Raw genomic sequence first — 25,954 nt, 5'->3', positions numbered from 1 at the left:
CGATCGTGGCGGGTGACGACGACATCTCGGGGTGATACCCGAAGGTGAGGCCACCGGCCGGGGCTCAGGAGCGCCCGCCGACGTGGCCATGTCGTCGTTCCCTCATGCCCTTCTTCTCCGTCCTCCGCGGAGGAGTGCCTTTCGGGCACCCCCGCGTCACACACGAGGTACTCACCCATGGCCGACGCCTCCGTCATCTGCTCGAACCTCTCCTTCGCCTGGCCCGACGACACCCCCGTCTTCGAGGACCTGTCCTTCACCGTGGGCCCCGGCCGCCACGGACTCGTCGCACCCAACGGCACCGGCAAGAGCACGCTCCTCAAGCTGATCGCCGGCGAGCTGCGCCCCACCAGGGGGTCGGTGACCGTCACCGGCACGCTCGGCCACCTCCCGCAGAGCCTGCCGCTGACCGCCGACCTGACGGTCTCCGAAGTGCTGGGCGTCGCCCCGGTGATCAGGGCCCTGGACGCCGTCGAGTCCGGCGACGTGAGCGAGGAGCACTTCACCGTCATCGGCGACGACTGGGACATCGAGGAGCGCACCCGGGCCCAGCTGGACCGCCTCGGCCTGGCCCACATCTCCCTCGACCGCGCCCTCGGCACGCTCAGCGGCGGCCAGGTCGTCTCGCTCGGCCTCGCCGCCCAGCTGCTCAAGCGCCCCGACGTGCTGCTCCTGGACGAACCGACCAACAACCTGGACCTCGACGCCCGCCACAAGCTGTACGACGTGCTGACGGACTTCCACGGCTGCCTGCTGCTGGTCAGCCACGATCGGGCGCTGCTGGACCGTATGGAACGCATCACCGAACTCGAACGCGGTGAACTGCGCGTGTACGGCGGCAACTTCACGGCCTACGAAGAGGCCGTGAAGGCCGAGCAGGAGGTCGCCGAGAAGAACGTCCGCAACGCCGAGCAGGAACTGCGGCGCGAGAAGCGGGAGATGCAGCAGGCCCGCGAACGCGCCGAGCGCCGGGCGAGCAACGCCGCCCGCAACCTGAAGAACGCGGGCCTGCCGCGCATCTTCGCCGGCACCATGAAGCGGGGCGCGCAGGAGTCCGCGGGCCGGGCCGGGCAGATGCACGCCGCCCGGGTCGGCGAGGCCAAGTCCCGTCTGGACGAGGCGGGACGTGCCCTGCGCGACGAGCAGCGCCTCTCTCTCGACCTGCCCGACACCAGCGTCCCGGCGGGACGGACGGTCTTCCTCGGTGAGCACCTGCAAGTGCGCCACGGCGAGCGGGCGCTGTTCGCCGGGGACGGCATCGACCTGTCGATCCGCGGGCCCGAGCGGATCGCGCTGACCGGGCCCAACGGCGTCGGCAAGTCGACGCTGCTGCGCCTGGTCACCGGGGATCTCGAAGCGGAGAGCGGGCAGATCAGGCGGGCCGACGGCCGCATCGCCCACCTCTCGCAGCGCCTGGACCTGCTGGACCTCGACCGCACCGTCGCCGAGAACTTCACCGCGTACGCGCCGCACCGCACGGAGGCCGAGCGGATGAACCTGCTCGCGCGCTTCCTGTTCCGCGGTGCCCGCGCCCACCTGCCCGTCGGAGTGCTCTCCGGCGGCGAACGGCTGCGGGCCACGCTGGCGTGCGTCCTGTGCGCGGAGCCGGCCCCGCAGCTCCTGCTGCTCGACGAGCCGACGAACAACCTCGACCTGGTGAGCGCGGGCCAGCTGGAGAGCGCGCTCGGCTCCTACCAGGGTGCCTTCGTGGTCGTCAGCCACGACGAACGCTTTCTCACGGAGATCGGCGTCAACCGGTGGCTGCGGCTGCAGGACGGGAAGCTGACGGAGACGGCGGCACCCGCGGTGTGATCCGCCCGCGTACCGGCCACGCCCGCTCCGAGGCACCAGCCCGGCGGGTCCGAAACCCGATCGCGTACGGCGGATTCCCATGCCCTCCCCACAGCCTGCTCTCCTCGCCCACGACCTCGTCCGCGTCCTCGGTGGCCGCCGGGTGCTCGACGGGGTCTCCCTCACCGCCTCCCCCGGTCACCGCATCGGTCTGATCGGGGAGAACGGCGCCGGCAAGTCGACCCTGCTCGGCCTGCTCGCCGGAACCGACCGGCCCGACTCCGGCAGCGTCGAACGCCCCGTCGACCTGGGCCACCTCCGTCAGGAGATGCCCTTCCGCACGTCGACGACGATCGCCGACGTGCTCGACGACGCGCTGCGCGAGGCCCGCGACGACCTGGCGCGGCTCGAACACCTCACCCTGCGGCTCGCCGACACCCCCCAGGACTCCCCCGAACACGACGACCTGCTCCAGGAGTACGGCCACCGGCTCGAACAGGCGCAGCAGCGGGAGTCCTGGGACGCCGACCGGCGGGCCGCGGTCGTTCTCACCGGGCTCGGCCTGGGCGGGCTGCCGCACGAGCGCCCCCTCGGCTCGCTCTCCGGCGGCCAGCGCGGGCGGCTGGCGCTGGCGGCGCTGCTGGTACGGCGTCCGTCGGCCCTGTTGCTGGACGAGCCGACCAACCATCTGGACGACGCCGCGGCGGCGTTCCTGGAGGAACAGGTGCGCGGCCTGCCCGGCGCCGTCGTGGTGGCCAGCCACGACCGGGCGTTCCTCGACGCCGTCTGCACCGACGTGATCGACCTCGACCCGGCCCTGGACGGCCCCGTCCGCTACGGCGGCAACTACAGCGCCTACCTGGCCGAGAAGCGCGCCGAGCGGGCCCGCTGGGAACGCCGGTACGCCGAGGAACAGGAGGAACTGGCCGCGCTGCGCCGGTCGGCGAGCGTGACCGCGCGCCGGGTCGCCCCGGACCGCGGACCGCGCGACAACGAGAAGATGGGATACGGGCGCCGCGCGGGCCGGGTGCAGAACCAGATCGCCCGGCGGGTGCGCAACGCCGCCCGCAGGCTCGACGAGCTGGAGCGGACCCAGGTCGGCGAGCCGCCTCAGCCCCTGCGGTTGCGGAGCACCTCCCTCGCGGCGGCGTCCGCGCGGGAGGACTCCGACCTCGTCTCGCTGCGAAACGTACGGGTACCGGGCCGGCTCACCGTCGGCCGGCTGGACGTGCCGGCCACGGACCGGCTGCTGGTCACGGGTGACAACGGGGCCGGGAAGTCGACGCTGCTCGCCGTCCTCGCCGGTCACCAGGCCACCGAGGGCGAGGTACGGCGGCGGGCGGGGCTGACGGTGGCACTGCTCGCGCAGGACACCGTGTTCGCCCGGCCGGACCGCACCGCACGGGAGACCTACGAGCGCTCCCTCGGGGCCGAACGCGCCGAGGCGACCCCGCCGGGCTCGTTGGGGCTGCTGCGGGAGGCGGACCTGGACAAACCGGTCGGGCAGCTGTCGGTGGGCCAGCGCCGCCGGCTCGCGCTGGCCCTGCTGGTGGCGCGCCCGCCCGAGCTGCTGCTGCTCGACGAACCGACCAACCACCTGTCCCCGCGGCTGTGCGACGAACTGGAGGACGCCCTGGGCACGGGTCCGGGTGCCATCGTGGTCGCCAGTCACGACCGCTGGCTGCGGGCCCGCTGGAAGGGGCGTGAGCTCCGCCTGGCCGTTGACCGGTGACCAGCTGGACGGGCACGGCCGTCGCGGGCGACGTCCACCGTGGCCCGCCGGAGTCTCTCGTTGTGGACGGTGCCGCGGTCCCGCGGCGCCTGAGGTCTACGGTGGCCTTCTCGCTGACCGGCCAGGTCAGCTCCCCGACCGGAAGGTGACGAACGGTGACGACCGTCGCATACCAGGGCGAACACGGCTCCAATTCGGCGACCGCCACCCAGAAGCTGTTCCCCGGCAGCACCGAGCTGCCCTGCACGAACTTCGAACAGGCTCTGGACGCCGTGACGCTGGGGTCGGCCGACCTGGCGGTGATCCCGGTGGACAACTCCGCGGCCGGACGGGTCGCGGACGTGCACCACCTGCTCCCGGAGTCGGGCCTGTTCGTCATCGGGGAGTACTTCCTCGCCATCCACTTCGACCTCATGGGCGTCCCCGGGACGTCACTCGACCAGGTGGAGTGCGTCCGCAGCCACGTGCACGCCCTGGGACAGTGCCGCAAGGTGCTGCGGGAGGGCGGCTGGCGCACCCTCGTCAGCGACGACACCGCGGGCGCGGCCCGTGAGGTGGCGGAGCTGGGCGATCCCCGGCACGCGTCGCTCGCCCCGCCCGCAGCGGCCCGGCACTACGGGCTCGAGGTGCTGCGGGCGGGGGTCGAGGACGACCCGGAGAACACGACGCGGTTCGTCGTCCTGTCCCGCGACGCCGCCTTCGCGCCCCTCACCGGCCGGCCGACGATGACGAGCCTGTTCTTCGCCGTACGGAACATCCCCAGCGCCCTCTACAAGGCGCTCGGCGGCTTCGCCAGCAACGCGGTGAACCTCACCAAGATCGAGAGTTACCAGATGGGCGCCGGCCTCAACCCGAGCTGCTTCTACGTCGAGATCGAGGGCCACCCCGACGAGCCCCGCGTCGCTCTCGCCCTGCAGGAGCTCCGCTTCTTCTCCTCCGAGGTGCGCGTCCTGGGCGTCTACCCGGCACATCCGCACCGCCTGCGCCAACGGGCCGCGTGACCCACCCTCCCCCACCGACCGGCCGGGGTGACGGCCGGCGTACGCCGACGTGCACGGAAACCGGATTCCCGGTCCCTTCGGTCCCTGCCGCGGTGGGGGTCTCTCCCCACGGGACGGGCCGTGGGCGGCGCCCGGACCGGCCGGGGCCGCCCGGGCGGGAGGGCATCCGGACCGGCCGTCTGTTCGGGAATCTCGGTCGCTTCGGTCGCTGTGTGCTGCCTGCACCGGCGCCCACCAGGAAAAAGACCCTCGTGCCCGGAGCGCCTACGGTCTCCTCGGCCCCCTGGGTCGCGCGGACGGGCCGGACGCCCGCCGGGAGCTTCCCGCACCGCCAGGGTCCCTACAGGGGCAGCGTTATCCCGAGCTCCCGCATGGCGGTGGAGGGCGGTCCGCCCTCGGAGCGTTCGGTCTTGTAGCCCTTCACCCGGGGCTGGAGGGTCCGGGGATCCACGGCCTCCGCGGGCGCGCCCTTCGTGTACAGGCCCTCGGGCTCACTGTCACGGTCGTGCGGCAGCAGCCAGAAGACCCGCCGACGGAAGGTGCCCGAGGAACGGGACGCCTTGGCGGTGGGCCCCAGGAGCGCGTACCCGACCATGCGACCGGGCCGGTGGTACGCCGGCCTGCCCCGACGGTTGGCGAGTCGGTCCAGGCTCTGGCGGACGTAGTCGAGGTGCTCGATGTCCTCCAGCCAGACGAGTTCGGCCTCGTGGCTGATCTCTTCCTCGTTGATCAGCGAGCTCATACGGTGGCGTCCCTCTCCTGGTCGGTGAGCAGTCCGATTCCCGGATAGTGCTTGCGCTGGTTGGACAGGATCATTTCCTTGGGCGACGTCAGCCCGACGAGTTCGCGGGTGCGGGCGGCGAACGCTCGGGAGGACATGGGCGGGGCACCCTCATTCTGGCACCACCTCTTGTAGGCGGCGTAGAGGCCCGTCTGTTCCGCCCTCAGCTCGGGGGCCTGCGCGCAGCACTCGTCGTAGAAGCGTCCGGTGTGGTCCTCGGTCTCCGCGTAGGCCGTGGTGGCGATGCGGACCCGCTCGGGACCGGTCAGATCACGGTCCCCCGCGAGGTAGCGCCGCGCCCCGTCGATGAGCCAGGTCAGGATGCCGGGCCCTTCCTCGGTGACCAGGATGTCGGCGAGGTTGTCGATCTTCCGGTCGTCGGAGACGGTGTTGACGAACGGGATCAGCCGCATGCGCCGCCAGAACGCGAAGCCGCCGGTACCCACCTCGGGACGGTGGTTCCCGATCAGCCAGAGCTTGTGCGTCGGCTGGAAGCTGAAGAAGTCCTGACGCATCCGGCGGGCCTTGATCCGGTCGCCGCCCGTCAGCAGTTTCACCCGCGCCTCGTCGAACTTGTCCCCGTGCTTGACCTCCGAGCAGACGATGACCCGCCGGCCGTGCAGCTCGGCCAGGTCGGTGGGGTGCCCGTCGTAGGTGCGGGACATCAGGAACCCGGGGGGCGCCGCGTCGGCGTAGTCGCCGAGCAGCTTCATCAGGACGTCGAGGAGCACCGACTTGCCGTTCTTGCCCGCGCCGAACAGGAACGGCAGGACCTGCCCGCCCACGTCGCCCGTGACGGAGTACCCGAGCAGGAGCTGCAGGAAGCCGATCATCTCCCGGCCCTCGGCGTCCTCGCCGAACGTGTCCGTGAGGAAGCGGTCCCAGCGAGGGGTGGGCATCTGCCGCGGGCCCACGGTCGTGGAGCGGGAGTGGAAGTCCTTGTTGGGGTCAGGAGCGCTGACCAGGCCCGTGTGCAGGTCCACGACCCCGTCGGGGGTGCACAGCGCGTAGGGGTCCGCGTCCAGGCGCGAGGCGTTGAGGACCATGCCGGGGGCGGACTTCGCCTGGGTCAGCATGGCGTTCATCCCGGCCGTGCTGAGCGCCCGGCGCCGGTGCTGCTGGAGCGCCTTGTTGCTGAAGACGCCCCTGGGGTCCGTGCAGGCGAGGTTCTCGGCCAGGTCCCCGGCCGCCCAGACGGCGGTGTCGTCCTCGTCGAACTGCCAGCGGGTCGTGTCCCAGCGGTACCAGCCGATGCCCGGGACGTGCCGGTAGTCGTTGGAATACAGCTTCACGAACAGCTTCGCGTTGCCCCGGTCGGAGAGCGTGTCGGGCAGCAGCCCGGCCGCGGTCGCCGCCTCCGAGGTGGCGCGGGAGTGATCCGCCTGGGCCGGGAGCGGGACCTGTCCCTGGGCGCGGATCTGGGCGGCCACGGCTTCCGGGTCGAAGTCGAAGAGCAGGTTCTCGTTGCCGTGCGGGTTCACGGGCGCCCTCCCGTGTGGAGCGGGCGCTTGAGGCCGGCGGCCATGCCGCTGCGGATGATCTGCTCGGCTCTGCGTTCCTGGCCCGGACGGGCCGCCGCCGCGCTCTCGGCCAGGGCACGGCGTGCCTCGTCCTCGCCGAGCCGTCCGGCGGCCACGAGGCCGCCCAGGGTGAATGCCGCCCGGTTCAGGGCGTCGGAGAAGCCCGCCCCCTCCGCGACCTGTCCGCACGCCTCCACGGGCTCCAGAACGGCGGCCAGGGTGCGGCGTGCCCTGTCCTGGCCGCCGCCCGCGGCGAGGACGGCCTGCTGGGCGCGGGGCGGCACCGGACGGGGCGCGGGGATACCGGCCGCGGGCAGGTGGCCGGTCCGCTCCAGTTCCTGCGCCAGCCAGTTGGGCAGGACCGCCGGGTGACGGACTTCGCCCACGGCCCGGTAGGACCCGGCGCTCGTGGTCGTGCCCGGAGCGATGATGTAGCCGCCGTGGGCCCTGACGTCGACCTGCCAGGCGAGCGCGCGGCCGTGGCCGGAACCGCTGGAGCACTGCCAGCGGCGGTTGTCGGCGGCCCTGTACCAGACGTGGAGCCCTCCGGAGGGGGTACGCACGCGCAGGGTGCCGGTGTCCTCGGCGGGGCTGGGGACACCGCGCAGGGCGGCCAGCACGGCGAGGGTGTGGAAGCCCGTGGAGAGGCCCGTGAGGTCGATGTGGTCGGCGATGGTGATGCCGGGCAGGATGCGGTCCCGGCCGGGCGGGAGCGTGCCGTGGGCGTCGATGTCGATGACGACCAGCCGCGCCGGTCCGCAGGCCACGCCCACACCGAACTCCGGCTGCCTGCCCCACCAGCTGTCGATGCGTTCCTGATCGAGGGTGGCGGCGTGGAAGCCGTGGCACCAGCGACCCGCGGGCAGGCAGGGACAGTCGATGGGGGCGTGCTGGGCCTGGCGGCAGTCCTCGCAGTTCGCCGCGGGCGTTTTGCGGCCCGCGGCGAGGGGATGCACCGGCCAGCCCTGGCGGGCGCACCACCGCGCGGTGGCCAGCGACAGTCCGGCCGGGACGGACGCAGGGACTGACTGCTGTGGGTCGCTGTGAGAAAACCGCAGCTCAGCGGACATCCGCACCCCCTCTCAGCGACTGAAGCGACTCAACAACGGACACAGACTAGCGAAAGTCTCCGGGCAGGTCCCGAAGCACCTGCGAAAGATCGGGAAGGCCGTGTCGGGAGGGGGACCGGCACAGCTACCAAAGCGACTGAAGCGACTCAACTTCCTATTTATGACGCGCACACGCGCACACACGCGCACGCGGGAACGGCTTATATATAGGGAACTTCAGTCGCTTCAGTCGCTCTCTCCTGGTTCTACATGGCCTGACCTGCGGTTTCTTCAGTACGCTGGAAGCGACCGAAGAGTCGCTCGGTCGCTGCTTTTCAGTCGCTGACGGGCTTCTCGGAGAGCGACCGAAGCGACCAAGCCCGTTTTCGGGCCCGGAATCGCCCCCGGAAGCCGTTTTGGGTCGCTCAGTCGCTGCGCTTCAGTCGCTCGGTCGCTGGGCTTCGGTCGCTGGGTCGCTGGGCTTCGGTCGCTGGGTCGCTGCTGTCGTCGGCGGCCGAGGGCTTCGGTCGCTGTGCCCGCCACGGTCGGAGTCGGCAAGCCGCTCGGTGTCCGCCGGCGGGGGTCGCCCTCAGTGGCCGGGGAGCAGGGCCAGGGCCCGGGAGCGTCGTGCGACGAGGTCGTCGTAGGTTCGAGGACTTCACGGGGGATGGGGTCCTGCGAGAGCAGTCCCAGACCTCGGTGGCGAAGCCGTCGAGGGGCAGTGCGTGCGGATTCACCTTGCCCTGCCCCGCCGTGGCGACGGCCGGGCGGACGAGCTCGACGACCCGACACCGGTGCCGTCGAGCTGTGCGCGCAGTGCCTCGGAGTAGGCGTGTACCGCGGCCTTCGACGCGGCGTAGGTGGGCATGGGAGGGAAGGGCAGGAAAGCGATGCCGGAGGTGACGGTGACGAAAGCGCCGGCGCCTCGTTGCACCAGGTGGGGGTGAAAGCGTGGATGACCCGGATGGTGCCCAGCAGGTGCCGAAGCCTTCTGCGGCGAGTTCCGCGCGTGCCTGCCGGCTACGGCCGCCGACGGCCACGGTGCCGCCCGCTGCGGCGAACCGGCGGGCCGGCTCCCGCCCGATCCCCGAGGTTCCGCCGCCGACGATGACGATGACGACGACGAGAACGGTGCGCTTGGAGAGATCCATGAGATCTTCCCGTCGTTTCAAAGCGCCGACGAGCGTTCGGGGCCGTGGCGCCATGGTGCTCCCTGTGCTTCTCAAGGAGTGATCCACAAGTCTTGACGAACCCCGTCGCATGTGGCAGGGCCTCGGTTCTCCCTGGTCCTGACACTGACAGGACCACCTCTGGGACGCGTGAGCTCGTCTCCCCCGCGCAGGTGGGGCTCCCTCCGGGAGGCAACCACCGGTTGCCGGGTCTGCGCCGTGAGGAAGTCACCGTCCCAGGGCACCGCGCCGCAAGCGGCCCGAACACGTACCGGCGCGGGTGCACCAGATGCTCGCGCACCTTCAGGTGCCCGCGTTCGTCGAAGGTCGTGCTTACGACGTCCTGGCTTCCAAACTCGTCGGAGAGCTCGCCTTGTCCAGTCGGCGGTTTCGCCCCTTGTGGGCCCGGCACGACGTCCGCAACCTCGACGGAGGCACCACCACGGTCCGCCACCCCGTCGTCGGGGAGCTACGCCTGCACCGCGACACACTCCCCGTCGACGACGTGATCCTTGTCGTCTACTACCCCGACAAGGACAGCGACAGCGACGAGAAACTGCGGCTTCTCGCCTCTCTCTCATAACGGCGATCTCCCGCAGAATCGTTCTGAGCGAAGAATCGAACGACTCGAACAAAGGGTTGTGAAGATGGGCGGAGGCGTTCGCTGGGGGCTATTACGGCGTAATAGCCCCCAGCGAACACTGCCCTGCCGTCCCGTCAGCGGGACTGCTCGTGGGGAGGCATGGTCCGCTCTCGCTGGTGTTTGACCAGGATGCCGACCATACGGTCGAACTCCGCAACGCTCATCTTGCGGATCAGGTGCATGGCGATGAAGGCACCGTCGTCGTACGGGAGTCGACGAGGTTCCGTGGCGGACACCTCGGCCGGGCTCTTGCTCGTGGGGAGCGGGCCGTCGGAGAGCGTGCTGTCAGGGAGAGCGCTGTCGGAGAGCGCGCTGTCGGAGCGAGGCTCCGGTACGGTCTCCACTCGCTCGGCCGGTGGCTGTGCCGGGCTCCGCTCCTTCAGAACCCTCTCGCCCGATGCCGGGGACACGTCACCCTGAATGGCCGGAAGGCCGCCACTCCCCTCCCCCACGACCGCTTCCTCCCGCGCAGGCACGGATGCCGATGCAGGACGGGCCGGTGGTGTCCGGTCGTGCACAGGTTCTGGCGCCGTGTCACTGGAAGCCACAGCCACCTGTGCGGGCTGCTCCGGCGCGACCTGCGGCGGAGGTGCGGCCGCTCGCTCCGCCGCCTTACGGTCACGTTCGGCTTTGAGCTCGTCGAGCGCGGCTTCCTGCCGCTCGTGCGGCAGCTTGGCCACCGTACGCAGCAACTCGATGGGCTCTCCCCCGACACGTGCCTGGAGTTCGGGGGTGAGCTGCAGCAGGGCCAGTCGCTGCGACACCCACCCCTGGGACTTGTGCAGCCGCTTGGCGAGCTTCACCTGTGACCCGTGGATGACCAGGAGGCGTTCCAGCGCGCGGGCCTCGTCGAGGGGGGCGAGGTCACTGCGGTGAATGTTGGCGACGAGAGCGGACTCCAGGATGGCGGTGCTGTCGCTCCCCTGGGTGTCGTCGACCATCACGTTGAGATGGGTGAGGCCGGCTTCCCGGGCAGCGGCCAGGCGGCTGCTGCCGTCCACGACGACATGGGTCGTATGCGGTTCGAGGCTCTGCTCGCGCTCGGGATTGGCCTTGAGGTAGGCGTCACGGTTCATCACCGTGATGGCCTGCTTCTGGCCGTGTTCCCTGAGACTGCCCGCAAGCTCCGTCAGGTCGCCGAGCGAGGTCCGTGGGTTGTCGGGGTTGGGGTTGATCCGGCTGATGGGCAGTCGGGTCGGTGGAGCGACACCCTCGGTGGGGACCCCGGTGGCGGCACCGATGGCGGCGCGACGTGCGCTCACGGGCCTGGAGCCGCCTCCGAAACGCCCGGCACCGAGCTGGTCGGCCTTGCTCATGAGATCTCCCGGGCGAGCGCGCGCATGGCGACCGCTTGCTGGGAAGCAGGGGCGTAGCTCAGCAGGGGCTGCTTCATACGCACGGCCTCCTTCTGTTCCTTCAGGTCGCTGATGAGGCCGACGACACGAGGATCCTTTATGTCGACCCACCCTTGGAGGGACGACGTAGCGATGTATCCACGACGGCCGTCGTAGAGGTTGACGACGATGCCCAGGTAGTCGAGGTCGAGGCCGAGGTCGTTGCGCAGGTCCTCGATCTGGTTGGTGAGCAGCTCGTAGGCGTCCGCGGAGCTGTCCTCGGCCTGGACGACGATGAGGGCGCCCGACTGGCCCGGGAGTTCCCCTTCTCTGCGGCGCCCGTAGTAGGCGGCGGCGTCCATGCTCAGACCGAGGCTGGGCGGGCAGTCGATGAGGATGACGTCGTAATCGGCTTCCAGCGGGGCCAACGCCCGTTCCAGAGCTGCCTCGCGAGCCCTTACCGCGGAGAGCCGGACGTCGAGGAGGAAGGCGTCGTGGCAGGCCGGCAGCAAGTGCAGCCGACCGCCGAAGTGTTCGTCGTCGATGGAGACGATGAGGTCCCGCAGGTCACCCTTGGGGTCACCGGCCATGTGGTTGGTGAGACTGTCACCGTTCAGGGGCAGGGGAGACGCCCCCAGTTGGTTGGTGAGGTGACATTGCGGATCGAAGTCGACCAGCAGGATCCTCAGTCCGAGACCCGGAAGCTTCTCGACGTCGAGCGGGTCGGCAGCGGGACCGGTGGCATCACCGTCCGCGGCCTCGCTGGCCCGGAGGGCGGCCGTCAAGGCTTTGGCGACTCGTACGGAGTGCAGCTTGTCGGGGTCCTCCGCCATCGCCTCCCCCACACCGGCGGTAATGGCGGTCTTGCCCACACCGCCCTTCTGGTTGCAGACCACGAGACGACGAGTGATGGCCGGACGCTGGACATCCGGAGCCGCGTTGGTGTCGAGCCAGAGCTGGACGGACTGCGCCAGACCCTGGATCAGTGAGACCCGGCGGTCCTCTGCCGTCCGCCGGAACTCCTCCCACTGCCCCGGGGGGACGAAGGTGGAGAAGGACTCCGCACCAGAGGTGTCGACCTGAGCCGTCGCCGAGGCGAGCCCGCACCAGGCGGCGATGCCCTGCTCAACCGCGGTCTGGATTTCGATGCCCAGCTGGGCGGTTCTGACCTTGAGGTTCTGCCGGAGCCATCCCGGCAGTTTGGAGACGACCTTTGCCCGGTCGCTTGAGGTGGCTGGCATACTCATGGCGCTACCTTACTAACAGCCTTGCCCGGCTCTACGCGATGACACGTTAGTTTGCCTGACCTGCCAGGGAGTCAGACGTTTCGACACTCCTATTACGGCGTAATAGCCGGAGGAGAGTGACCTGTCTCGCTGAAGGTGGGCCAGTCTCGGTCTATCCGAGTCATCTGGTCTTGCGTCCCGGTCGACCTGGGCCATCTACCGATCCGTCTCGCTCTTTCTGAGCCACTGCCGCGCCTGGCTCCCTATGGTCGTCGTACATGGTCAGCGCCGGGCGGGGGTGGCTGGTGGAGACTGAGGACTTCCGGCTGGAGTACGTCGACGGTCGTGGTGAGCTGCACAGCGGGCCGTTTGAGGCGATGTGGTCGACGCGTTTCGAGGCTGCCGGGCAGGTGCGGACGTTCCCGTCGTACCGGGGGCAGCGCAACTTTCCCGGCTGGTACTGGGCTGCTACCAGTGGCGAGTTGGTGGGCTTCGAGTCGTGGGTGGAGCTCGGTCATCTGATGCGGCTGGACTCCGAGCCGGACGTGGTGGCCTTCTCGTCGCAGCCGTTCCGGCTCTCGTGGCGGCCTGGGGACCGAGCCCGGCGGGTCAGTCATACGCCGGACTACTTCGTGCGCCGTCGGGACGGCACCGTCGTGGTGCTGGATGTGCGCGCCCCGATGACCGGATCGACCCCGGGGATGCCGTGAAGTTCGCGGCCACGGCGGCGGCTTGCGGCCTGGTGGGCTGGGATTTCGAGCGAGTCGGTGTGCTCGATCCGGTGTTGGCGGCGAATCTGCGCTGGTTGTCGGGCTACCGGCATTCGCGGGTGCGGCGCGAGCCAGTGGCGGCGGGGTTGCGGGCGGTGTTCGCCCGTCCCCGGGGGCTGCTGGCGGGGGCTCGTGCGGTGGGCGATCCGATTGCCGTGCTGCCGGTGCTCTTCCACCTGGTGTGGTGCCGGGAGCTGGCGGTGGATTTGGAGGCGAGCCTGTTGTCGGCGGCGACGACGGTTCGCCCGGCATCCGCAGTCGCGGGGGAGGCGAGTGGAGATGCCGGCGCTTCCGAAGCTGCTGTCGCTGGGTGACCGGGTTCGCTATGACGGGCGGGAGCACACGGTTGCCGCCCTGCACGGCACCTCGGTGCGGCTGGTCGATGATGCCCAGGCCGCCAGTGTCGTGCTGCTGGGGCATCTCCTGGCATCCGAGGGGTTCGCCGTGTTCGGCACTGCGTTGAGCCGCCCGCCGCTGCCGGAGGCCGGGGCGCTGGAGGGCCTTTCGGAGGAAGCGGTGGAGCGGGCCGAGTGGTGGCGCAGGCACCTGACCGAGCTGCTCACCGGCCACCCGGATGGCGATGCTGCCACCTCGAGGCGGGCCGAGTACGACCCGGCGGTGCACTCGCTGCGGCAGCGGGAGCTGACCAAGGTGGCCGAACTGCGGGCCGCCGGTGAAGAGGTGGGGCTGAGCACGCTGCGCCGGATGCGGTCGCGTTTCGAGCGCGAAGGGGTGGCGGGCTTGGTGGACGGCAGGAGGCGCAGGCCGGCCACGGGCACGGGCCGGGCCGATCCCCGGGTGGTCGACGCGATCGCGAGGGTCGCGGGCAGCCGGACCGACGAGCCGACTGTCTCCGCGCAGGTGTTGCGGCACCACGTCGAACAGCTCCTGGTCGCCGAGCACGGGGACGGAACGGTCCGGATGCCGTCCAGAGCGGCGTTCTACCGTCTGCTGGAGGCGGTCACGGCCGGGCAGCACCTGTTCGGGTCCGCCCGCACCCGTCGCTCGCTGGGCAAGCAGCCCAAGCGGATGTTCGGACAGCTGACGGCGGCCCGGCCGGGCGAGGTGATGGAGATCGATTCCTCGCCGCTGGATGTCATGGTCATCCACGACGACGGGACGGTGGACCGCTGCGAGGTGACCGGACTGGTGGACCTGGCGACCAGGACGCTGTCCGCGGTGATGCTGCGGCCGTCGACGAAGGCGGTGGATGCCGCGCTGCTGCTGGCCCGCGCCATGACCCCGGAACCGGTACGTCCGGGCTGGTCCGACGCCCTGCGCATGTCACGATCGGTACTGCCCTACGCCTCTTTGCTGTCGCTGGACGAGCGGCTGGACAAGGCCGCCGCGGTCCCGGTGATCGTTCCGGAGACGGTGGTCTGCGACCACGGCAAGGCGTTCATCTCGGACAACTTCCGCAACGCCTGCCGCAGAGGCCGTCGTCTTCCGCCCATTGCCGCGTCCGCTCAAGCCCTTCCCGCAGGAGACCGAAGCCTCGTTCCTGGCCCGCCTCGCCACGGCCAACGCGATGCCCGTCCAACGACTTCAGCGGCCCTCCCACTGGCTGGACTCCCGTCTGGATCCGGTCGGCCGGCTCAGCGTCCTCAGCGGACAGCCCCGGACCTCGATCCGATACGCGATCCCCCGCTGGGAGCGACAGGCGTGGAACATCCCGCAAGGTCCCCTCGCCGCAACTCCCCGATGGGCGTGCCGGCGCTGTGTCGCCCGCAGGACCGGCACCCCCGGCCAAGGCGTCATGGTCTGGATGTCGAAACACCACGACCAGGTCTGCATCCCGCATCGCCTCTGGATCGGCCGGGCCGTCGAAGCCCCCGCCAACCAGTTCGACCTCGCCGATCTACCGGAGATCGTCGCCGCCCAGAAGCGCCACTACCGACTCCTTCGCCGCTACGGCCCCGACGTGATCAATGCGTGCTACGAACAGACCTCCCGTTTCTGGACCACCCTCCTCCAGCACGGCTACCGGATCAGCGACCTCACGCAGCGGCTCGCCCGGCTCCAGCCCCACGCGGCCCGCACCGTCCGTCCGTGGGATCCCAAGCGCTACGCGGCGATCTATCCCGAGATCGTCAAAGCCATGGTGTTCTACGCAGCTCCGCGCTGGCGCAGCCTGGCACTCTCCGGCACTGAAGAGGACTTCCGGGCCTTCCACGCCGAATTCATCCGGCGGCTCCCCGACGAAAGCTCCCTCCGCACCACCGCCAAACCGTGGTTCATCCACCAACTCCGCATGATCGCGCACACCATCGAGGCAGCGACGGCACCCGACGCTGACAACTCCGGGCTCAGTTGATACTCCTGCTCCACCCACAGATTTCGGCAGCGTTCAGGTTCTGGTAACCGGGACGAGGGTCAAGTACGTGATGCCAAGGATGTTGCGGTAGCCGTCAGCCCAGGACGACCGCTGGCGGTCGACTCGTTCGCGGGTCTCTGCGGCGAGTGGGTGGTCCGGGTTCATGGCGAGCCAGAGTTCTGTGTCGTGGCGGTAGCCGGACTCGAACTCCTCCCACTCCTCACGGCTCGCCGACTCGATCCATGCTGGCCGGAAGCCCGCCTCGACAGCGAGGTCGACGAGCGGTCCGAGCCGCAGGTGGTCGCCTGCGTGCGCCCCGGGCCACATAGCCGCGAGTTCCTCGTCCGTCGGGGCGCGATCCCAGAAGCCCTCGCCCAGGACGACACGTCCGCCTGGGCGGACCAAGCGGCGCAGCTCGTGCAGTACGACGCTGGGATCGTACGGCTGCTCGGGGTCGCACAGCGCCTGACCAGCCCCCAGGCAGAGCACCACGTCCACGGGCCCGCGTGCCGTGCCAAGGGCCGACTCCTCGGTGAATTCGACCCGTCCGGCCAGTCCGCGCCCCTTCGCAAGGTCCCTTCCCCTGGCCAGATCCTCGGCGTTGATGTCGAGGCCCACGCCTGTCGATCCCGGGACGGACTCCAGAACGCGGAGCAGCAGTTCGCCCCAGCCACAGCCGATGTCGAGGATGGTGGAGGGCGAGACGGCGGCGAGCCGCGCGACGATGCGCCCGGCGCGGGCTTCGGAGAGCGGTCCGTGGAAGGTCAGACTGCCGAGACGCGGGGGAAGATCGGAAGCGATTGCCATAGGGTGAAACATTAGTTCTCCCCGAGTGGCGTGCCGAGCGATTTAGATCCGGCTCGACCGACCCGGACGACTGGCCCCGCACCTGGTATGCCCGCCGCGGATTTACTCCGAGCGGCCGCACCCACAGCTTCACCCGCTCGCAAGCCGGGAACTGAACGCCGCCGTTCTCACCGCTTCAGACGGCCTCCTGCACAAGGCGCGGGGACATCCTGCCCACGGAGCTCAAGTCTCAAATTGAGTGAGACGTCGGCCCTCGCCTCGTCTCACTCAATCTGAACCACCGCAGGTCACAGCGTTGCGATGGCCCATCTTCATTGAGACGGGTCAGAGAGGAGAGGTCATCCGGATGAGGTCATCTCCCCTCGACCGAGCCGCGCTCCTGCCCAGCGGACCGGGCAGGGACTCCGGACGCCGGACCTATTACGGCGTAATAGGCCTCAGCACGGAGTGACGCGGCACCGTCGGTAAGGCCTCCTGAAAGACCACCACCATGTGGAAGGCGTCCACCGAGCCGGAGTTCATCGCCCAGATGCACCTGGCGCTGTATGTCCCTCGCTGGCGGACGGGCGGCAAGGACCTCGGCCCAAACACCGCGGCCGCGCCGAGTACGACGCTGCCATCGGTGCCTACGTCCGCCGGCGCGATGCCCGCGCCGCGCCGAGGACGAACTTCGCTCCAGGCTCACCCATTCGCACGTGGACCGATTCCCCGGCCCGGGGCGTGAGTGCGTTCACGCCCCGGGTTCCTCCACGATCACCAATGTGCCGCGGCTACCGGGGCGGACAGCGTGTCGAGCGCCTGCCGGCACCCGGTACATCTCGCCTGTCTCCACGGCGACCTTGATGCCCTCCACCAGCAGTTCCAGCCGTCCGTCGAGCACCAGCAGCACTTCATCAGCTCGGTGAACCTCTTCCTGGACCGGGCTGCCGTCCATCCGCAGGACTTTCACGCAGGCCGCTCCTACCGTTGCCAAGGAGTAGGAGCTCCAGGCAGTCGACATCCTGGCCGCTGTTTCCACGACGTTGATCGAACTCACCACATGCCTCCCGGCGGGCTGCTCCCACCATGACGCAAGCAGCCCGCTCATCACCTCCAACGGATGCCGGAAAGCTATCTGAGCAGGAACGACCGGTGGTCGACCGTTTGGCAAAACCTCTCACCGACCACGGCTCGACTACCCGGCCAAGGTCGCGTGACGATCCACTGGCACCCGGCGTCCGGGGCGCCCGCGCCCCGCGGGCCGCCGACGAGGCCGACGGGTCGAGCCGGCTCGGCCCGGCCCCGCTTCCGGAGGAGGGGCTATTACGCCGTAATAGGGCCGACGGCGCATCCCCGGATCCGGGCCCACCGGGCCTGCCCGGAGCACGGTCTCGACGGGGTCTTAGAGTGACGGGGTCTCAGAGTCCTCTTCGTACCCCCGCTGCTGCTGGTGACCTTAAGGTAGACGGCGCTCTGTCCGCTGTAGTTGCCGTCGTCGGTGATTCGGCCGTTGATCTTGACATCTGACCTGTATCAGTCCGGTCATCAGGCCGTCAGGAGACTGCGCCGGTCTGTGGCCGGTTGACCGCTTCTTCTGCTGTCCGTCCTGGCCGGAGCCTTGCCGAGGTCTTTGGGCAGCTGCAGGGTGCCTTCGGCGTGCGGGGCTCGCAGCCCGGAGCTGGCCGATCTCCCTCGCAGGGCCTGGGACGAGGCTTCGGTCCCTTGGTATTTCCCCAGGTCACAGCACCGTGAGCGGCAAATCAGGGTCTGAAGGGACTGAGGAACGCAATTATGACGTGTACAAGGATCGTAAGGCTTCGTATGCGCGGGCGCATGTGAGAACTGAAAGCGTACGAAGAGCACAGTCATAATGGGCGAATTGAGTCCCTACAGTCCCTGTGGAGTGTTGTCGAGCCCTCTGACCTGGGAGAATGCTGAGGGACTGGGCAGAAACGGCCGGACCCGACAGCCCCTGCCGTCCGTCCCTGCCGTTCTTCAGGCCCTGTCCCGGGTCCCGGCTGGAAGGGCGGCGCCGGTGAGCGGGGATCCAGGGGCAAGGGACCCAAGGGACCCGGCCGTCTGGTAGTACTGCGGCACGCGGGACCAATGAGTCTCTCTTCCCGCCACAGCCTCTAGACTCCTTTTCGGACTACGGTCCCTTCGGTCCCTCACTCTGTGTCACCCAGGGTCAGGCGGCCGTGGGATGACCACACATCGACCGTGACGAGGACGATCTGCGTGCCGCGCGAAGGTGAGAAACGCGAGCGTGTCGCCCCGGGGGGACACGTCTCCCCGCATGCCGTCGCTCGCTGGTGTGCGTCCCAGGGATGGCCGGTGCACCCCCTGGCTCCTGGTCGTAAGACCCCGGCGGGCAACTGCCCCGACTGCCGTGCGCGCAGGCATGATCCGGCCACCTGCCCCTGTCTGCCCGCCGGACGCCCCTGCCACGGCTTCCACGCGGCCACGACCGATCCGCGACGCATCGACAGATGGTGGCGCCACACCCCGGCCGCGGGAGTGGGGGTGGCCTGCGGGCCGGCCGATCTGGTCGTGATAGACATCGACGCCCACCCGGCCCCGGTCGCCGACCGGTCCCGTCTGCTCCCCGGCATCCCCATTCCGGAGCAAGTTCCCCTCGACGGGCTGGCGTCGGGATTCGACACACTGGCATTGCTCGCCGCCTTCCGCGGACAGCCCGACCCCGCGCAGGACACGGGCTCTCTCCGGGTGCGCACCCCCTCCGGAGGACGTCACATCTGGTACCGGAACACCGATCCCGCGCGCCGTTTCCGTTGCTCGACCGGCTCGGGCGGCGGCGCCGCGCTGGCCTGGCAGGTCGACGTACGGGCGGACGGCGGGTACATCGTCGCCCCCGGCACCCGTGTCCAGGGAGGTGTCTACACGCCCGAGGGCCCGGCCAGGACACCGGCGCCCCTGCCCGACTGGCTGCGGGACGAACTCGTGCGCACCGGGCACCTGGTGTCGCGCGAACCGGACGCCGTGGGTCTGCCCGGAAGCCGTCCCGCTCCGGCCCGGCAGAGCGGTCGCGAGCCGCGTCCCGGACGCCGCCGGACAGCAGCCGCCGAGCAGATCCTCGACCAACTCGTCACGCAGGTCGCCGGGTGCGCCGCGGCCCCGGAGGGAACCGCGTTCACGGAGAAGCTCAACCGGGCCGCCTACACCGCCGGCGGCCTGGTCGCGGCGGGGTACCTGGAGCACGCCGATGTGCGGGACCGCCTGGTGAGAGTTGCCCGGCATGCCCGGCCCTGGCAGCAGGTCCGCAACGAAACGATCGTCGACGACGCCCTCGCCGCAGGGTCCGGCCGTCCTCTCCACCTCAAAGGACGTTCATGAGCAGCGCCGAGACTTCGCCGCGTTTCGACCCCCAGGCCGCCGCGCAGCAGATGCTCGACCTCCTGGCCGACGAATCTCCCGATCCCGCCCGGGTGCCCGCCCAGGGTGCATCGAGTGCCGCATCGAGCACCGCATCGGGAACCGCCTCGACGGCCGCGCGTGCCACCGGCGCGGACATGCCACCGCTGCCGCCGTCGCTGTCCGACCGCGGCAACGCGCGGCTGTTCGTGCAGAGGCACCGCGACCAGTTCCGGCACGTGGAAGGACTCGGCTGGTTCGCCTGGGACGGGTACCGCTGGAAGCGCGGGGGAGGGGAGAAGGCCGCCCTCTGGGCGGCGGGGGAGATGGCCGAGGACATGCCCGACACCGACCCCCGCGGCATCTTCAGCAACCGGGAGATCGCCCAGCACAAGCGGCGGACCCTGTCCACCAACGGCATGAAGGCCCTGCTCACACAGGCCAAGGCCTCTCCGGATCTCTCCGTCGACCCGGACGAGCTGGACGGCGACCCCTACGCCCTGTGCACTCCCGCGGGGGTCGTCGACCTGTACAGCGGCCGGCTGCGCAAGCCCGACCCCACCGTCGACTTCCACTCCCGGGCCACCAGTGTCGCGCCGCAGCGCATGGAGACCCCCCGCTGGCACCGCTTCCTGGCCGACACCTTCGGCGAGGACGAGGAGGGCCGGGAGATGATCGACTTCCTGCACCTCCTGCTGGGCTACTCCATCACCGGCGACGTGGGCGCGCAGGTCCTGCCGTTCCTCCACGGCGAGGGCAAGAACGGCAAGTCCGTCCTGCTCGACGTAATGATCCAGATCCTCGGCGACTACGCGGACGCCGCCCCGCCCGGGTTCCTCATGGACCGCGGTGCCTTCTCGGAGCACTCCACGGAGCTGACCGAACTGCACGGCCGCCGACTGGTGGTGTGCAGCGAGCTGAAGCCGAACGACAAGTTCGACGAGGCCCGGGTGCGTCTGCTGACCGGCGGCGACAAGATCAAGGCCCGTCGTATGCGGCAGGACTACTTCTCCTTCACCCCGACCCACCATCTCTGGCTGCTCGGCAACCACCGTCCCGAGGTGTCCACCGGCGGCTACGCCTTCTGGCGCCGTATCCGCCTGCTGCCCTTCACCCGTGCGGTCCCGGCCGAGCGCAGGATCGACAACCTCGCCTTCGAACTCGTACGGGACGAGGGACCCGGCGTCCTCCAGTGGCTGATCGAGGGAGCCCAGCGCTACCTCGCCACCCGCGACCCCCTGGAGGGCCCCGACCGGGTGCGCATCGCCACCACCGCGTACGCGACCACGGAGGACCACATCGGCCGGTTCCTCGCCGAGTGCTGCACCCGCGACAGCGACACGGGCCGTGAGCTGCGCGTCGAGCAGGGCCTGCTGTACACGGAGTACAGCTCCTGGTGCCACGCCGGCGAGGGCATCAGACCGGCCACCGCGCGGGCCTTCGCCAACCGGGTCCGGCAGGAGGTCGGCCTCGCGTCCCCCGCGGACATGATCAAGTCCAACGGCCGGAAGTACTACCCGGGCATCGCCCTGCTGGAGCACACATGAGCGGCGTGCCCCAGCCGTCCTCGGTCCGCGGCCTACACCGGCGTCGGCGCGCGATCTACCATGGAGGCGGGACGTCGTACGCGGTCGCCGTCACCGGCCGGGCCGCAACCGGCCGGCGCGGGGACCCGGACCACACGCCCGCAGGCCGGACCACGCCCCACGCGGTGGGGAGCACGCCGAAGAAGGAGGGGCCGCAGCCATGAGTTCGCTGTTGACCGAGAGCGACCTCGTCAACGAGGCGGAGGTGGTGTGGCTGGAGAACCCCGAGCACTTGGACTATGTCCGCCAGGCCCTGGACAAGACCAGGCGCCGCAACACGAAGCCGCCCTACGCCCGTGACGGCCGCATGGTGGGCTACGCGCTCCTCGACGACGAGGCCTCCCCGGACCCCGACAGCGGCCTGTACCGGCGCCGGGTGTTCTTCCTGCTGCCCCACGACCGGGACAGCCTGCCGGACGGCCTCTACCGGGAGGGGGCCCCGGGCGAGGCGGTCGACCCCCGCACCATCGCGCCGAAGAAGCCGGGCGCGAAGACTCCGCGGTCGCAGTCGGGTTCGGTGGCCGTCGCCTCCGCGCAGTGACCCCGACGCCCGGCGTGCGGTGCGCACGCCGGGCGTCCTCTCACGGCGTGCTGACAGCCTTCCGGGCGTCCCGGGGGACGGCCCCCGGACCGGTCCGCTCTGCTCGCGACACGGCTGCGCCGCCGCTCCGGGGTCAGTCCTTCAGGCCGTAGAAGCGCATGGGGGAGTTCGGCTCGAAACCGATCCGCGGATACACGGGCGCCCCGGCGGCGGTCGCGTGCAGGGTCGCCCGGGTCAGTCCGGTGGCCCGGGCACCCTCGTACAGCGCTTTCCGTGTCACCGCCTCGCCGTACCCCCTGCGCTCCCACTCCGGGTCGGTGGCGACGAGCACGACGAAGAGACGGCCCTCCGCCTCCACCGTCGCCGCGCAGGTCACCGCGGTGCCGTCCCGCAGTCCCAGATAGGCGTGCACCCGCTCCTTCCACAGCGTGGAGCCCGCCAGGCCGTCCCGTCCGTCGTCCAGGGAGAACCCGTACGCACGCGAGTTGATGTCCGCATAGGCCTGTAGCTGCTCGTCGGTGGTCACGCGGGTGAAGACCAGATCGGGGTGGGACGGTTCGGGAAGGGGCAGCAGGTCTCCCGCCATGCCCGTGCCCGGGAAGGCATAGGCGAGGCCCGCCTGCTCGGCGGCGGCATCGAGCGCCGCACGCGCCTCCTCGTCGAGAAGGTCCTCGAAGACCCACAGGAAACCGGGACGCTCCTTCGAACGCATGATGCCCGCCGCCTCGTTCAGACGCTGCTTCAAGAGACCGGCGTCCGCGCCGACGTCGGTCAGCGTGACGCAGTTCCAGAAGGCGAACCGGCAGTCGGCCCAGCGGACGGCGATCCCCGGGAGGTCCCGGACGTCCGCGTCCTGGCTCCGGTCGAGCACCATGGCGCGCCAGACCGTGGCGAGTTGCTCCATCGACTCGACCGAGTCCGCGAGATCGTGCACCAGAACCTCTCAAGGTCACCGAGTGGGGAGGAAAGCCGTCCGAGATCCCCGCGGGCGCGGACAGACACCGTCCCGACGCGGACCCGGCGACCATCACACCGATTCACGGCGTCATGTACAACCTCTCGGGGCCATCGGAGGTCTTCGTGTCCGGTTCTGGTAACCCGTCCTTCACCTGGAGTTGTCCGAATGCCCCGGTTCAGCGTCGTCATCCCCGTGTTCAAGGTCCAGGGCTATCTCCGCGAGTGCCTGGACTCGGTTCTGGGGCAGTCGTTCCGGGACATCGAGCTGATCGCCGTCGACGACTGCTCACCGGACGCCTGCGGGGCGATCATCGACGAGTACGCCGCCCTCGACGAGCGCGTCAAGGCCGTGCACCTGCCCCGGAACGTGGGCTTGGGCCAGGCGCGCAACGCCGGGCTGGAGCGAGCACGGGGGGACTACGTCCTCTTCCTCGACAGCGACGACTCCTACACCCCCGGCCTGCTGCAGGCGCTGGCCGCCCGGCTCGACTCGGTCGGGGAACTGGACATCCTGGCCTTCGACCACGTGCGCACCCATTGGTACGGCAGGGGCGGCCGGAGCCAGGCCGCGGACCTGATCGAGCGGGCGGGCACGGACGTCTTCCGCCTCAAGGACCGGCCCGAGTACCTGCACCTGTTCCTGGTGGCCTGGAACAAGGCGTTCCGCCGCGAGTTCTTCCTCGAGCAGGGCTTCCGGTACGCCCCCGGCCTGTACGAGGACGCACCGGTCACCTTCATGGCGATGGTCACGGCCGAGCGCATCGGCTGCCTGAACCGGGTCGGCGTCGAGTACCGCCAGCGCCGTCAGGGAGCCATCACGAAGACGCCGGGCCGCAGACACTTCGACATCTTCGCGCAGTACGAGGGGTTGTTCGCCTTCCTGGCGGAGCGTCCCGAACTGGGGTGGGCGAGGCCCTTGTTGTTCGAGCGGGCCATCTACCACATGCTGTTCACGCTCAAGCGCCCCGAGCGGATCAGGGCCGCCGACCGCAGGGAGTTCTTCGACCGTACCTCGGACTTCCACGCCGAACACCTCCCGGCCGGCTTCACGCCGCCCGAGGGATCGACCGGCGTGTACATGCGCGCCCTGGCCAAGAGGTCCTACCGCGCCTTTCAGGCCGCCGAACTCGCCGAACGGGTCAGGAAGGCGGGACCGGACAAGGTCCACAAGGCCAGGACCAAGGTCGGCAAGCGCGCGTACGCGGGCCTGTACACCGTGCGGCGCCGGGGCTCCCTGGATCCGAACCTCGCCGTCTACAGCTCCTACTGGGACCGGCTGCCGTCCTGCAACCCGCTCGCCGTCTTCGACAAGGCCAAGGAGCTGGCCCCACAGGTGCACGGCGTCTGGGTGGTGCGCAAGGAGCTCGCCGGCCAGGTGCCCGACGGCATCGACCACGTGGTGCGCGGCTCACGCCGCTACTGGGAGGTCATGGCCCGCGCCACGTACTTCGTGAACAACGTCAACTTCCCGGACGGCATCGTCAAGCGCCCCGGCCAGTACCACCTGCAGACGCACCACGGCACCCCGCTCAAGCGCATGGGCCTGGACCAGAGTGCCTTCCCCGGCGCCGCCAGGGGCATGGACTTCGACCGCCTCCTCGATCGCGTGGACCGCTGGGACCTCAGCGTCTCCTCCAACCAGCACTCCACCAAGCAGTGGGAACGCGCCTACCCCGGTACCTACGAGTCCCTCGACGTGGGCTACCCGCGCAACGACCGCTACTACCGCTCCAGCGCCGAGGACGTCGCCGCCGTCCGCGCCCGGCTCGGCATAGCCCCGGGCAGGACCGCCCTCCTGTACGCGCCGACCCACCGCGACTACCGGACGGACTGGACACCCTCCTTCGACCTGGCACGCGTGGCCGAGGTGCTGGGCGACGACTTCGTCCTGCTGGTGCGCACCCACTACTTCTACGACCGGAACCCGGAGTTGAGCGACCTCGCGGAACAGGGCGCCGTCATCGACGTGTCCCGCCACCCCGTCGTCGAGGACCTCTGTCTGGCGGCGGACGCGCTCCTCACCGACTACTCGTCCATCACCTTCGACTACGCCAACCTCGACCGCCCCATCGTCATCTACGCCGACGACTGGAACGTCTACTCCCAAGTGCGCGGCGTCACCTTCGACCTGCTCTCCGGACGCCCCGGCGACACGCCCGGAACCGTCGCGACCACCGAGGACGAACTCGTCGACACCTTCCGCAGCGGCCGTTGGCGCGGCCCCGAGGCCGCCGCGCTGCGTGCCGCCTTCCGCGAACGCTTCTGCCCGTACGACGACGGACATGCCGCCGAACGCGTCGTGCGCCGCTTCTTCCTCGGGCAGGACGCGGAACCGGCGACAGTCCCGCTCGCCCAGCGCACCCCGGCCCCCAGGCCCTCCCTCCGCTGACCCTTCGCCCGCCGAGGACCGCTGCCGAGGACCGCTGCCGAGGACCGCCACGGACCGCGAGGCGGCCCTCGGCCCGCGGGGCCCGGTCCGCGCCGCTCAGGTGTCGAAACGGCCGCGCGCCGTCTCGATGTGGCCCAGGTACTGGTGGGTCCATCCGCACAGCGCGTCGACCGTGGCGCGCAGGGCCCGGCCCGGCTCGGTGAGGGTGTACTCGACCCGTGGCGGCACGGTGGGGTGCACCTTCCGGTCGACCAGGCCGTTGCGCTCCAGCATGCGCAGGTTCTGGGTGAGCATCTTGTGGCTGACGCCCTCAACCTCGTCGCGCAGCTCGCTGAAGCGCAGGGTGCGCTCGCCGAGCGTCTCGATGATCAGGAGCGCCCACTTGTTGGCGACGTCCGAGAAGATCTCGCGCGCCAGGGAGTCCGCGCGCCTCAGGTCGGCGTCCTCGGGCAGGCCTTTGAGCAGTTGCTTGGTCACCATCAGGTACCTCAGTCACTAAAAAGTGCGTTCTTCCAGGTCAGCGCTCACTCTCCTACAGTTTCCGAGTAACCACAAGAGAGCGCAGTGAAAGGGGACCATCCATGGCCACCATCGACGTCTTCCACCACGACGTGCCGGCCGAGAGCGACTTCGGCTACGCACAGGCGATCAGGTCCGGCGAGCTGATCCACGTCTCCGGGCAGCTCTCGCTCGACGAGGCGGGCGAGTTCCGCCACGCCGACGACTTCGCCGCCCAGCTCCAGCAGACCTACGCCAACATGGACAAGGTCCTGGAGCACTACGGAGTCACCCGCAGGCAGATCGTCTCGCAGGTGCTGTACGTGGTCGACCTGCGGCAGCACGCGGTGGCGACGGCGCGGGGCAACCTGGCGTACTTCGGCGACCACCACCCGGCCAGCACGGTCGTCGGCGTCACGGAACTGACCTTCCCCGGCCAGGTCGTCGAGATCAGCTGCGTCGTCGACCGGAAGCTGCCCGCCTGAATCCGCCGCC

Annotated in this window: 21 protein-coding genes and 2 pseudogenes; 12 read left to right on the top strand and 11 right to left on the bottom strand. The window is 70.1% G+C overall.

Translation table 11 applies throughout. The features are described 5' to 3' along the window. The first annotated feature begins 177 nt into the window (after positions 1-177). The 3 genes from abc-f to KUM32_RS29105 all read left to right on the top strand — a co-directional run bounded on the left by abc-f (position 178) and on the right by KUM32_RS29105 (position 4,524). Entirely contained in the window at positions 178-1,812 is a 1,635-nt protein-coding gene (abc-f, locus tag KUM32_RS29115; protein ID WP_217144952.1) for a ribosomal protection-like ABC-F family protein, read from the top strand. 79 nt (positions 1,813-1,891) lie between these two features. Next, a complete protein-coding gene (locus KUM32_RS29110; protein ID WP_217144951.1) occupies positions 1,892-3,523 on the top strand; it encodes an ABC-F family ATP-binding cassette domain-containing protein in 1,632 nt (543 codons plus the stop codon). Between the two features lie 155 nt (positions 3,524-3,678). After that, positions 3,679-4,524, top strand: coding sequence for a prephenate dehydratase (locus tag KUM32_RS29105; RefSeq protein ID WP_217144950.1), 846 nt, complete (start codon positions 3,679-3,681; stop codon positions 4,522-4,524). A 340-nt stretch (positions 4,525-4,864) separates the two neighbouring features. Here the strand turns inward: KUM32_RS29105 and KUM32_RS29100 are convergent, their stop codons facing one another. The 4 genes and pseudogenes from KUM32_RS29100 to KUM32_RS29085 form a co-directional block, all read right to left on the bottom strand. Next, positions 4,865-5,266 (bottom strand): DUF6009 family protein, encoded by a 402-nt coding sequence (locus tag KUM32_RS29100; RefSeq protein WP_217144949.1) that lies wholly within the window; start codon positions 5,264-5,266, stop codon positions 4,865-4,867. Next, positions 5,263-6,786 carry a phage/plasmid primase, P4 family gene (locus KUM32_RS29095; RefSeq protein WP_217144948.1) on the bottom strand — a complete coding sequence of 508 codons (1,524 nt, stop codon included), beginning with the start codon at positions 6,784-6,786 and terminating at the stop codon, positions 5,263-5,265. Before KUM32_RS29095 ends, KUM32_RS29100 begins: the two co-directional genes overlap by 4 nt. Then, a complete protein-coding gene (locus KUM32_RS29090) occupies positions 6,783-7,781 on the bottom strand; it encodes a bifunctional DNA primase/polymerase (RefSeq protein WP_308408746.1) in 999 nt (332 codons plus the stop codon). Before KUM32_RS29090 ends, KUM32_RS29095 begins: the two co-directional genes overlap by 4 nt. Positions 7,782-8,463: 682 nt before the next feature. Further along, positions 8,464-9,025, bottom strand: a pseudogene (locus KUM32_RS29085) (SDR family NAD(P)-dependent oxidoreductase). 167 nt (positions 9,026-9,192) lie between these two features. Between KUM32_RS29085 and KUM32_RS29080 the strand changes: the two are divergent. Continuing rightward, positions 9,193-9,626, top strand: a pseudogene (locus KUM32_RS29080) (transcriptional regulator); the annotation flags it as partial. Positions 9,627-9,760: 134 nt separating this feature from the next. Here KUM32_RS29080 and KUM32_RS29075 read toward each other — a convergent pair. Then, complete coding sequence (locus KUM32_RS29075) at positions 9,761-11,002, bottom strand: ParB/RepB/Spo0J family partition protein (RefSeq protein ID WP_217144946.1); 1,242 nt, start codon at positions 11,000-11,002, stop codon at positions 9,761-9,763. Further along, on the bottom strand, positions 10,999-12,267 hold the full coding sequence (locus tag KUM32_RS29070; RefSeq protein ID WP_217144945.1) for a ParA family protein: 1,269 nt from the start codon (positions 12,265-12,267) through the stop codon (positions 10,999-11,001). The genes KUM32_RS29075 and KUM32_RS29070 overlap by 4 nt, the downstream gene beginning before the upstream one ends. A 257-nt stretch (positions 12,268-12,524) precedes the next feature. Between KUM32_RS29070 and KUM32_RS43935 the strand changes: the two genes are divergently transcribed. Both KUM32_RS43935 and KUM32_RS43930 read left to right on the top strand, forming a co-directional pair. Next, positions 12,525-12,956: a TnsA-like heteromeric transposase endonuclease subunit gene (locus KUM32_RS43935; protein ID WP_254406287.1), complete on the top strand. Its 432-nt coding sequence runs from the start codon at positions 12,525-12,527 to the stop codon at positions 12,954-12,956. Further along, positions 12,953-13,330 (top strand): TnsA-like heteromeric transposase endonuclease subunit, encoded by a 378-nt coding sequence (locus tag KUM32_RS43930; RefSeq protein ID WP_308408745.1) that lies wholly within the window; start codon positions 12,953-12,955, stop codon positions 13,328-13,330. The genes KUM32_RS43935 and KUM32_RS43930 overlap by 4 nt, the downstream gene beginning before the upstream one ends. A gap of 627 nt (positions 13,331-13,957) precedes the next feature. Here the strand turns inward: KUM32_RS43930 and KUM32_RS29060 are convergent. Next, the gene (locus KUM32_RS29060) at positions 13,958-14,299 is read right to left on the bottom strand and encodes a hypothetical protein (RefSeq protein ID WP_217144944.1); all 342 of its coding nucleotides are present in this window, start codon (positions 14,297-14,299) and stop codon (positions 13,958-13,960) included. Positions 14,300-14,469: 170 nt separating this feature from the next. Here KUM32_RS29060 and KUM32_RS29055 point away from each other — a divergent pair, with 170 nt between their 5' ends. Continuing rightward, positions 14,470-15,330 carry a hypothetical protein gene (locus KUM32_RS29055; RefSeq protein WP_217144943.1) on the top strand — a complete coding sequence of 287 codons (861 nt, stop codon included), beginning with the start codon at positions 14,470-14,472 and terminating at the stop codon, positions 15,328-15,330. A gap of 33 nt (positions 15,331-15,363) precedes the next feature. Here the strand turns inward: KUM32_RS29055 and KUM32_RS29050 are convergent, their stop codons facing one another. Both KUM32_RS29050 and KUM32_RS29045 read right to left on the bottom strand, forming a co-directional pair. Beyond that, on the bottom strand, positions 15,364-16,137 hold the full coding sequence (locus KUM32_RS29050; protein WP_254406286.1) for a cyclopropane-fatty-acyl-phospholipid synthase family protein: 774 nt from the start codon (positions 16,135-16,137) through the stop codon (positions 15,364-15,366). Positions 16,138-16,867: 730 nt separating this feature from the next. Beyond that, positions 16,868-17,173 carry a cupin domain-containing protein gene (locus KUM32_RS29045; RefSeq protein WP_217144941.1) on the bottom strand — a complete coding sequence of 102 codons (306 nt, stop codon included), beginning with the start codon at positions 17,171-17,173 and terminating at the stop codon, positions 16,868-16,870. A gap of 1,181 nt (positions 17,174-18,354) precedes the next feature. Here KUM32_RS29045 and KUM32_RS29040 point away from each other — a divergent pair. The 3 genes from KUM32_RS29040 (at position 18,355) to KUM32_RS29030 (ending at position 21,615) form a co-directional block, all read left to right on the top strand. Then, positions 18,355-19,470, top strand: coding sequence for a bifunctional DNA primase/polymerase (locus KUM32_RS29040; protein WP_217144940.1), 1,116 nt, complete (start codon positions 18,355-18,357; stop codon positions 19,468-19,470). Continuing rightward, positions 19,467-21,035 (top strand): phage/plasmid primase, P4 family, encoded by a 1,569-nt coding sequence (locus KUM32_RS29035; RefSeq protein WP_217144939.1) that lies wholly within the window; start codon positions 19,467-19,469, stop codon positions 21,033-21,035. The genes KUM32_RS29040 and KUM32_RS29035 overlap by 4 nt, the downstream gene beginning before the upstream one ends. A 199-nt stretch (positions 21,036-21,234) precedes the next feature. Beyond that, positions 21,235-21,615, top strand: coding sequence for a DUF6009 family protein (locus KUM32_RS29030; protein ID WP_217144938.1), 381 nt, complete (start codon positions 21,235-21,237; stop codon positions 21,613-21,615). 133 nt (positions 21,616-21,748) lie between these two features. Here the strand turns inward: KUM32_RS29030 and KUM32_RS29025 are convergent, their stop codons facing one another. Further along, the gene (locus KUM32_RS29025) at positions 21,749-22,549 is read right to left on the bottom strand and encodes a GNAT family N-acetyltransferase (protein WP_217144937.1); all 801 of its coding nucleotides are present in this window, start codon (positions 22,547-22,549) and stop codon (positions 21,749-21,751) included. Positions 22,550-22,738: 189 nt separating this feature from the next. Here KUM32_RS29025 and KUM32_RS29020 point away from each other — a divergent pair, with 189 nt between their 5' ends. Further along, a complete protein-coding gene (locus KUM32_RS29020; protein ID WP_217144936.1) occupies positions 22,739-24,961 on the top strand; it encodes a bifunctional glycosyltransferase family 2 protein/CDP-glycerol:glycerophosphate glycerophosphotransferase in 2,223 nt (740 codons plus the stop codon). Between the two features lie 96 nt (positions 24,962-25,057). On the opposite strand, the gene KUM32_RS29015 is transcribed toward KUM32_RS29020, so the two are convergent. Then, positions 25,058-25,441, bottom strand: a complete 384-nt coding sequence (locus tag KUM32_RS29015) for a helix-turn-helix domain-containing protein (protein WP_217144935.1) — start codon at positions 25,439-25,441, stop codon at positions 25,058-25,060. A gap of 101 nt (positions 25,442-25,542) precedes the next feature. Between KUM32_RS29015 and KUM32_RS29010 the strand changes: the two genes are divergently transcribed. After that, the gene (locus tag KUM32_RS29010; protein WP_217144934.1) at positions 25,543-25,944 is read left to right on the top strand and encodes a RidA family protein; all 402 of its coding nucleotides are present in this window, start codon (positions 25,543-25,545) and stop codon (positions 25,942-25,944) included. The last annotated feature ends 10 nt before the right edge of the window (positions 25,945-25,954 follow it).

The organism is Streptomyces sp. AC627_RSS907 (assembly GCF_019049165.1).
Note: the sequence above shows the minus strand (reverse complement) of the source record. Positions and strands in the feature narration are given on the sequence as shown.

Bases quoted from the DNA above. Each gene is read 5' to 3' on its own strand.
- abc-f (WP_217144952.1), top strand. From the start codon at position 178: ATGGCCGACGCCTCCGTCATCTGCTCGAACCTCTCCTTCGCCTGGCCC.
- KUM32_RS29110 (WP_217144951.1), top strand. From the start codon at position 1,892: ATGCCCTCCCCACAGCCTGCTCTCCTCGCCCACGACCTCGTCCGCGTC.
- KUM32_RS29100 (WP_217144949.1), bottom strand. From the start codon at position 5,266: ATGAGCTCGCTGATCAACGAGGAAGAGATCAGCCACGAGGCCGAACTC.
- KUM32_RS29075 (WP_217144946.1), bottom strand. From the start codon at position 11,002: ATGAGCAAGGCCGACCAGCTCGGTGCCGGGCGTTTCGGAGGCGGCTCC.
- KUM32_RS29070 (WP_217144945.1), bottom strand. From the start codon at position 12,267: ATGAGTATGCCAGCCACCTCAAGCGACCGGGCAAAGGTCGTCTCCAAA.
- KUM32_RS43935 (WP_254406287.1), top strand. From the start codon at position 12,525: ATGGTCAGCGCCGGGCGGGGGTGGCTGGTGGAGACTGAGGACTTCCGG.
- KUM32_RS29060 (WP_217144944.1), bottom strand. From the start codon at position 14,299: ATGCGCAGGGCGTCGGACCAGCCCGGACGTACCGGTTCCGGGGTCATG.
- KUM32_RS29050 (WP_254406286.1), bottom strand. From the start codon at position 16,137: ATGGCAATCGCTTCCGATCTTCCCCCGCGTCTCGGCAGTCTGACCTTC.
- KUM32_RS29035 (WP_217144939.1), top strand. From the start codon at position 19,467: ATGAGCAGCGCCGAGACTTCGCCGCGTTTCGACCCCCAGGCCGCCGCG.
- KUM32_RS29030 (WP_217144938.1), top strand. From the start codon at position 21,235: ATGAGTTCGCTGTTGACCGAGAGCGACCTCGTCAACGAGGCGGAGGTG.
- KUM32_RS29020 (WP_217144936.1), top strand. From the start codon at position 22,739: ATGCCCCGGTTCAGCGTCGTCATCCCCGTGTTCAAGGTCCAGGGCTAT.
- KUM32_RS29015 (WP_217144935.1), bottom strand. From the start codon at position 25,441: ATGGTGACCAAGCAACTGCTCAAAGGCCTGCCCGAGGACGCCGACCTG.
- KUM32_RS29010 (WP_217144934.1), top strand. From the start codon at position 25,543: ATGGCCACCATCGACGTCTTCCACCACGACGTGCCGGCCGAGAGCGAC.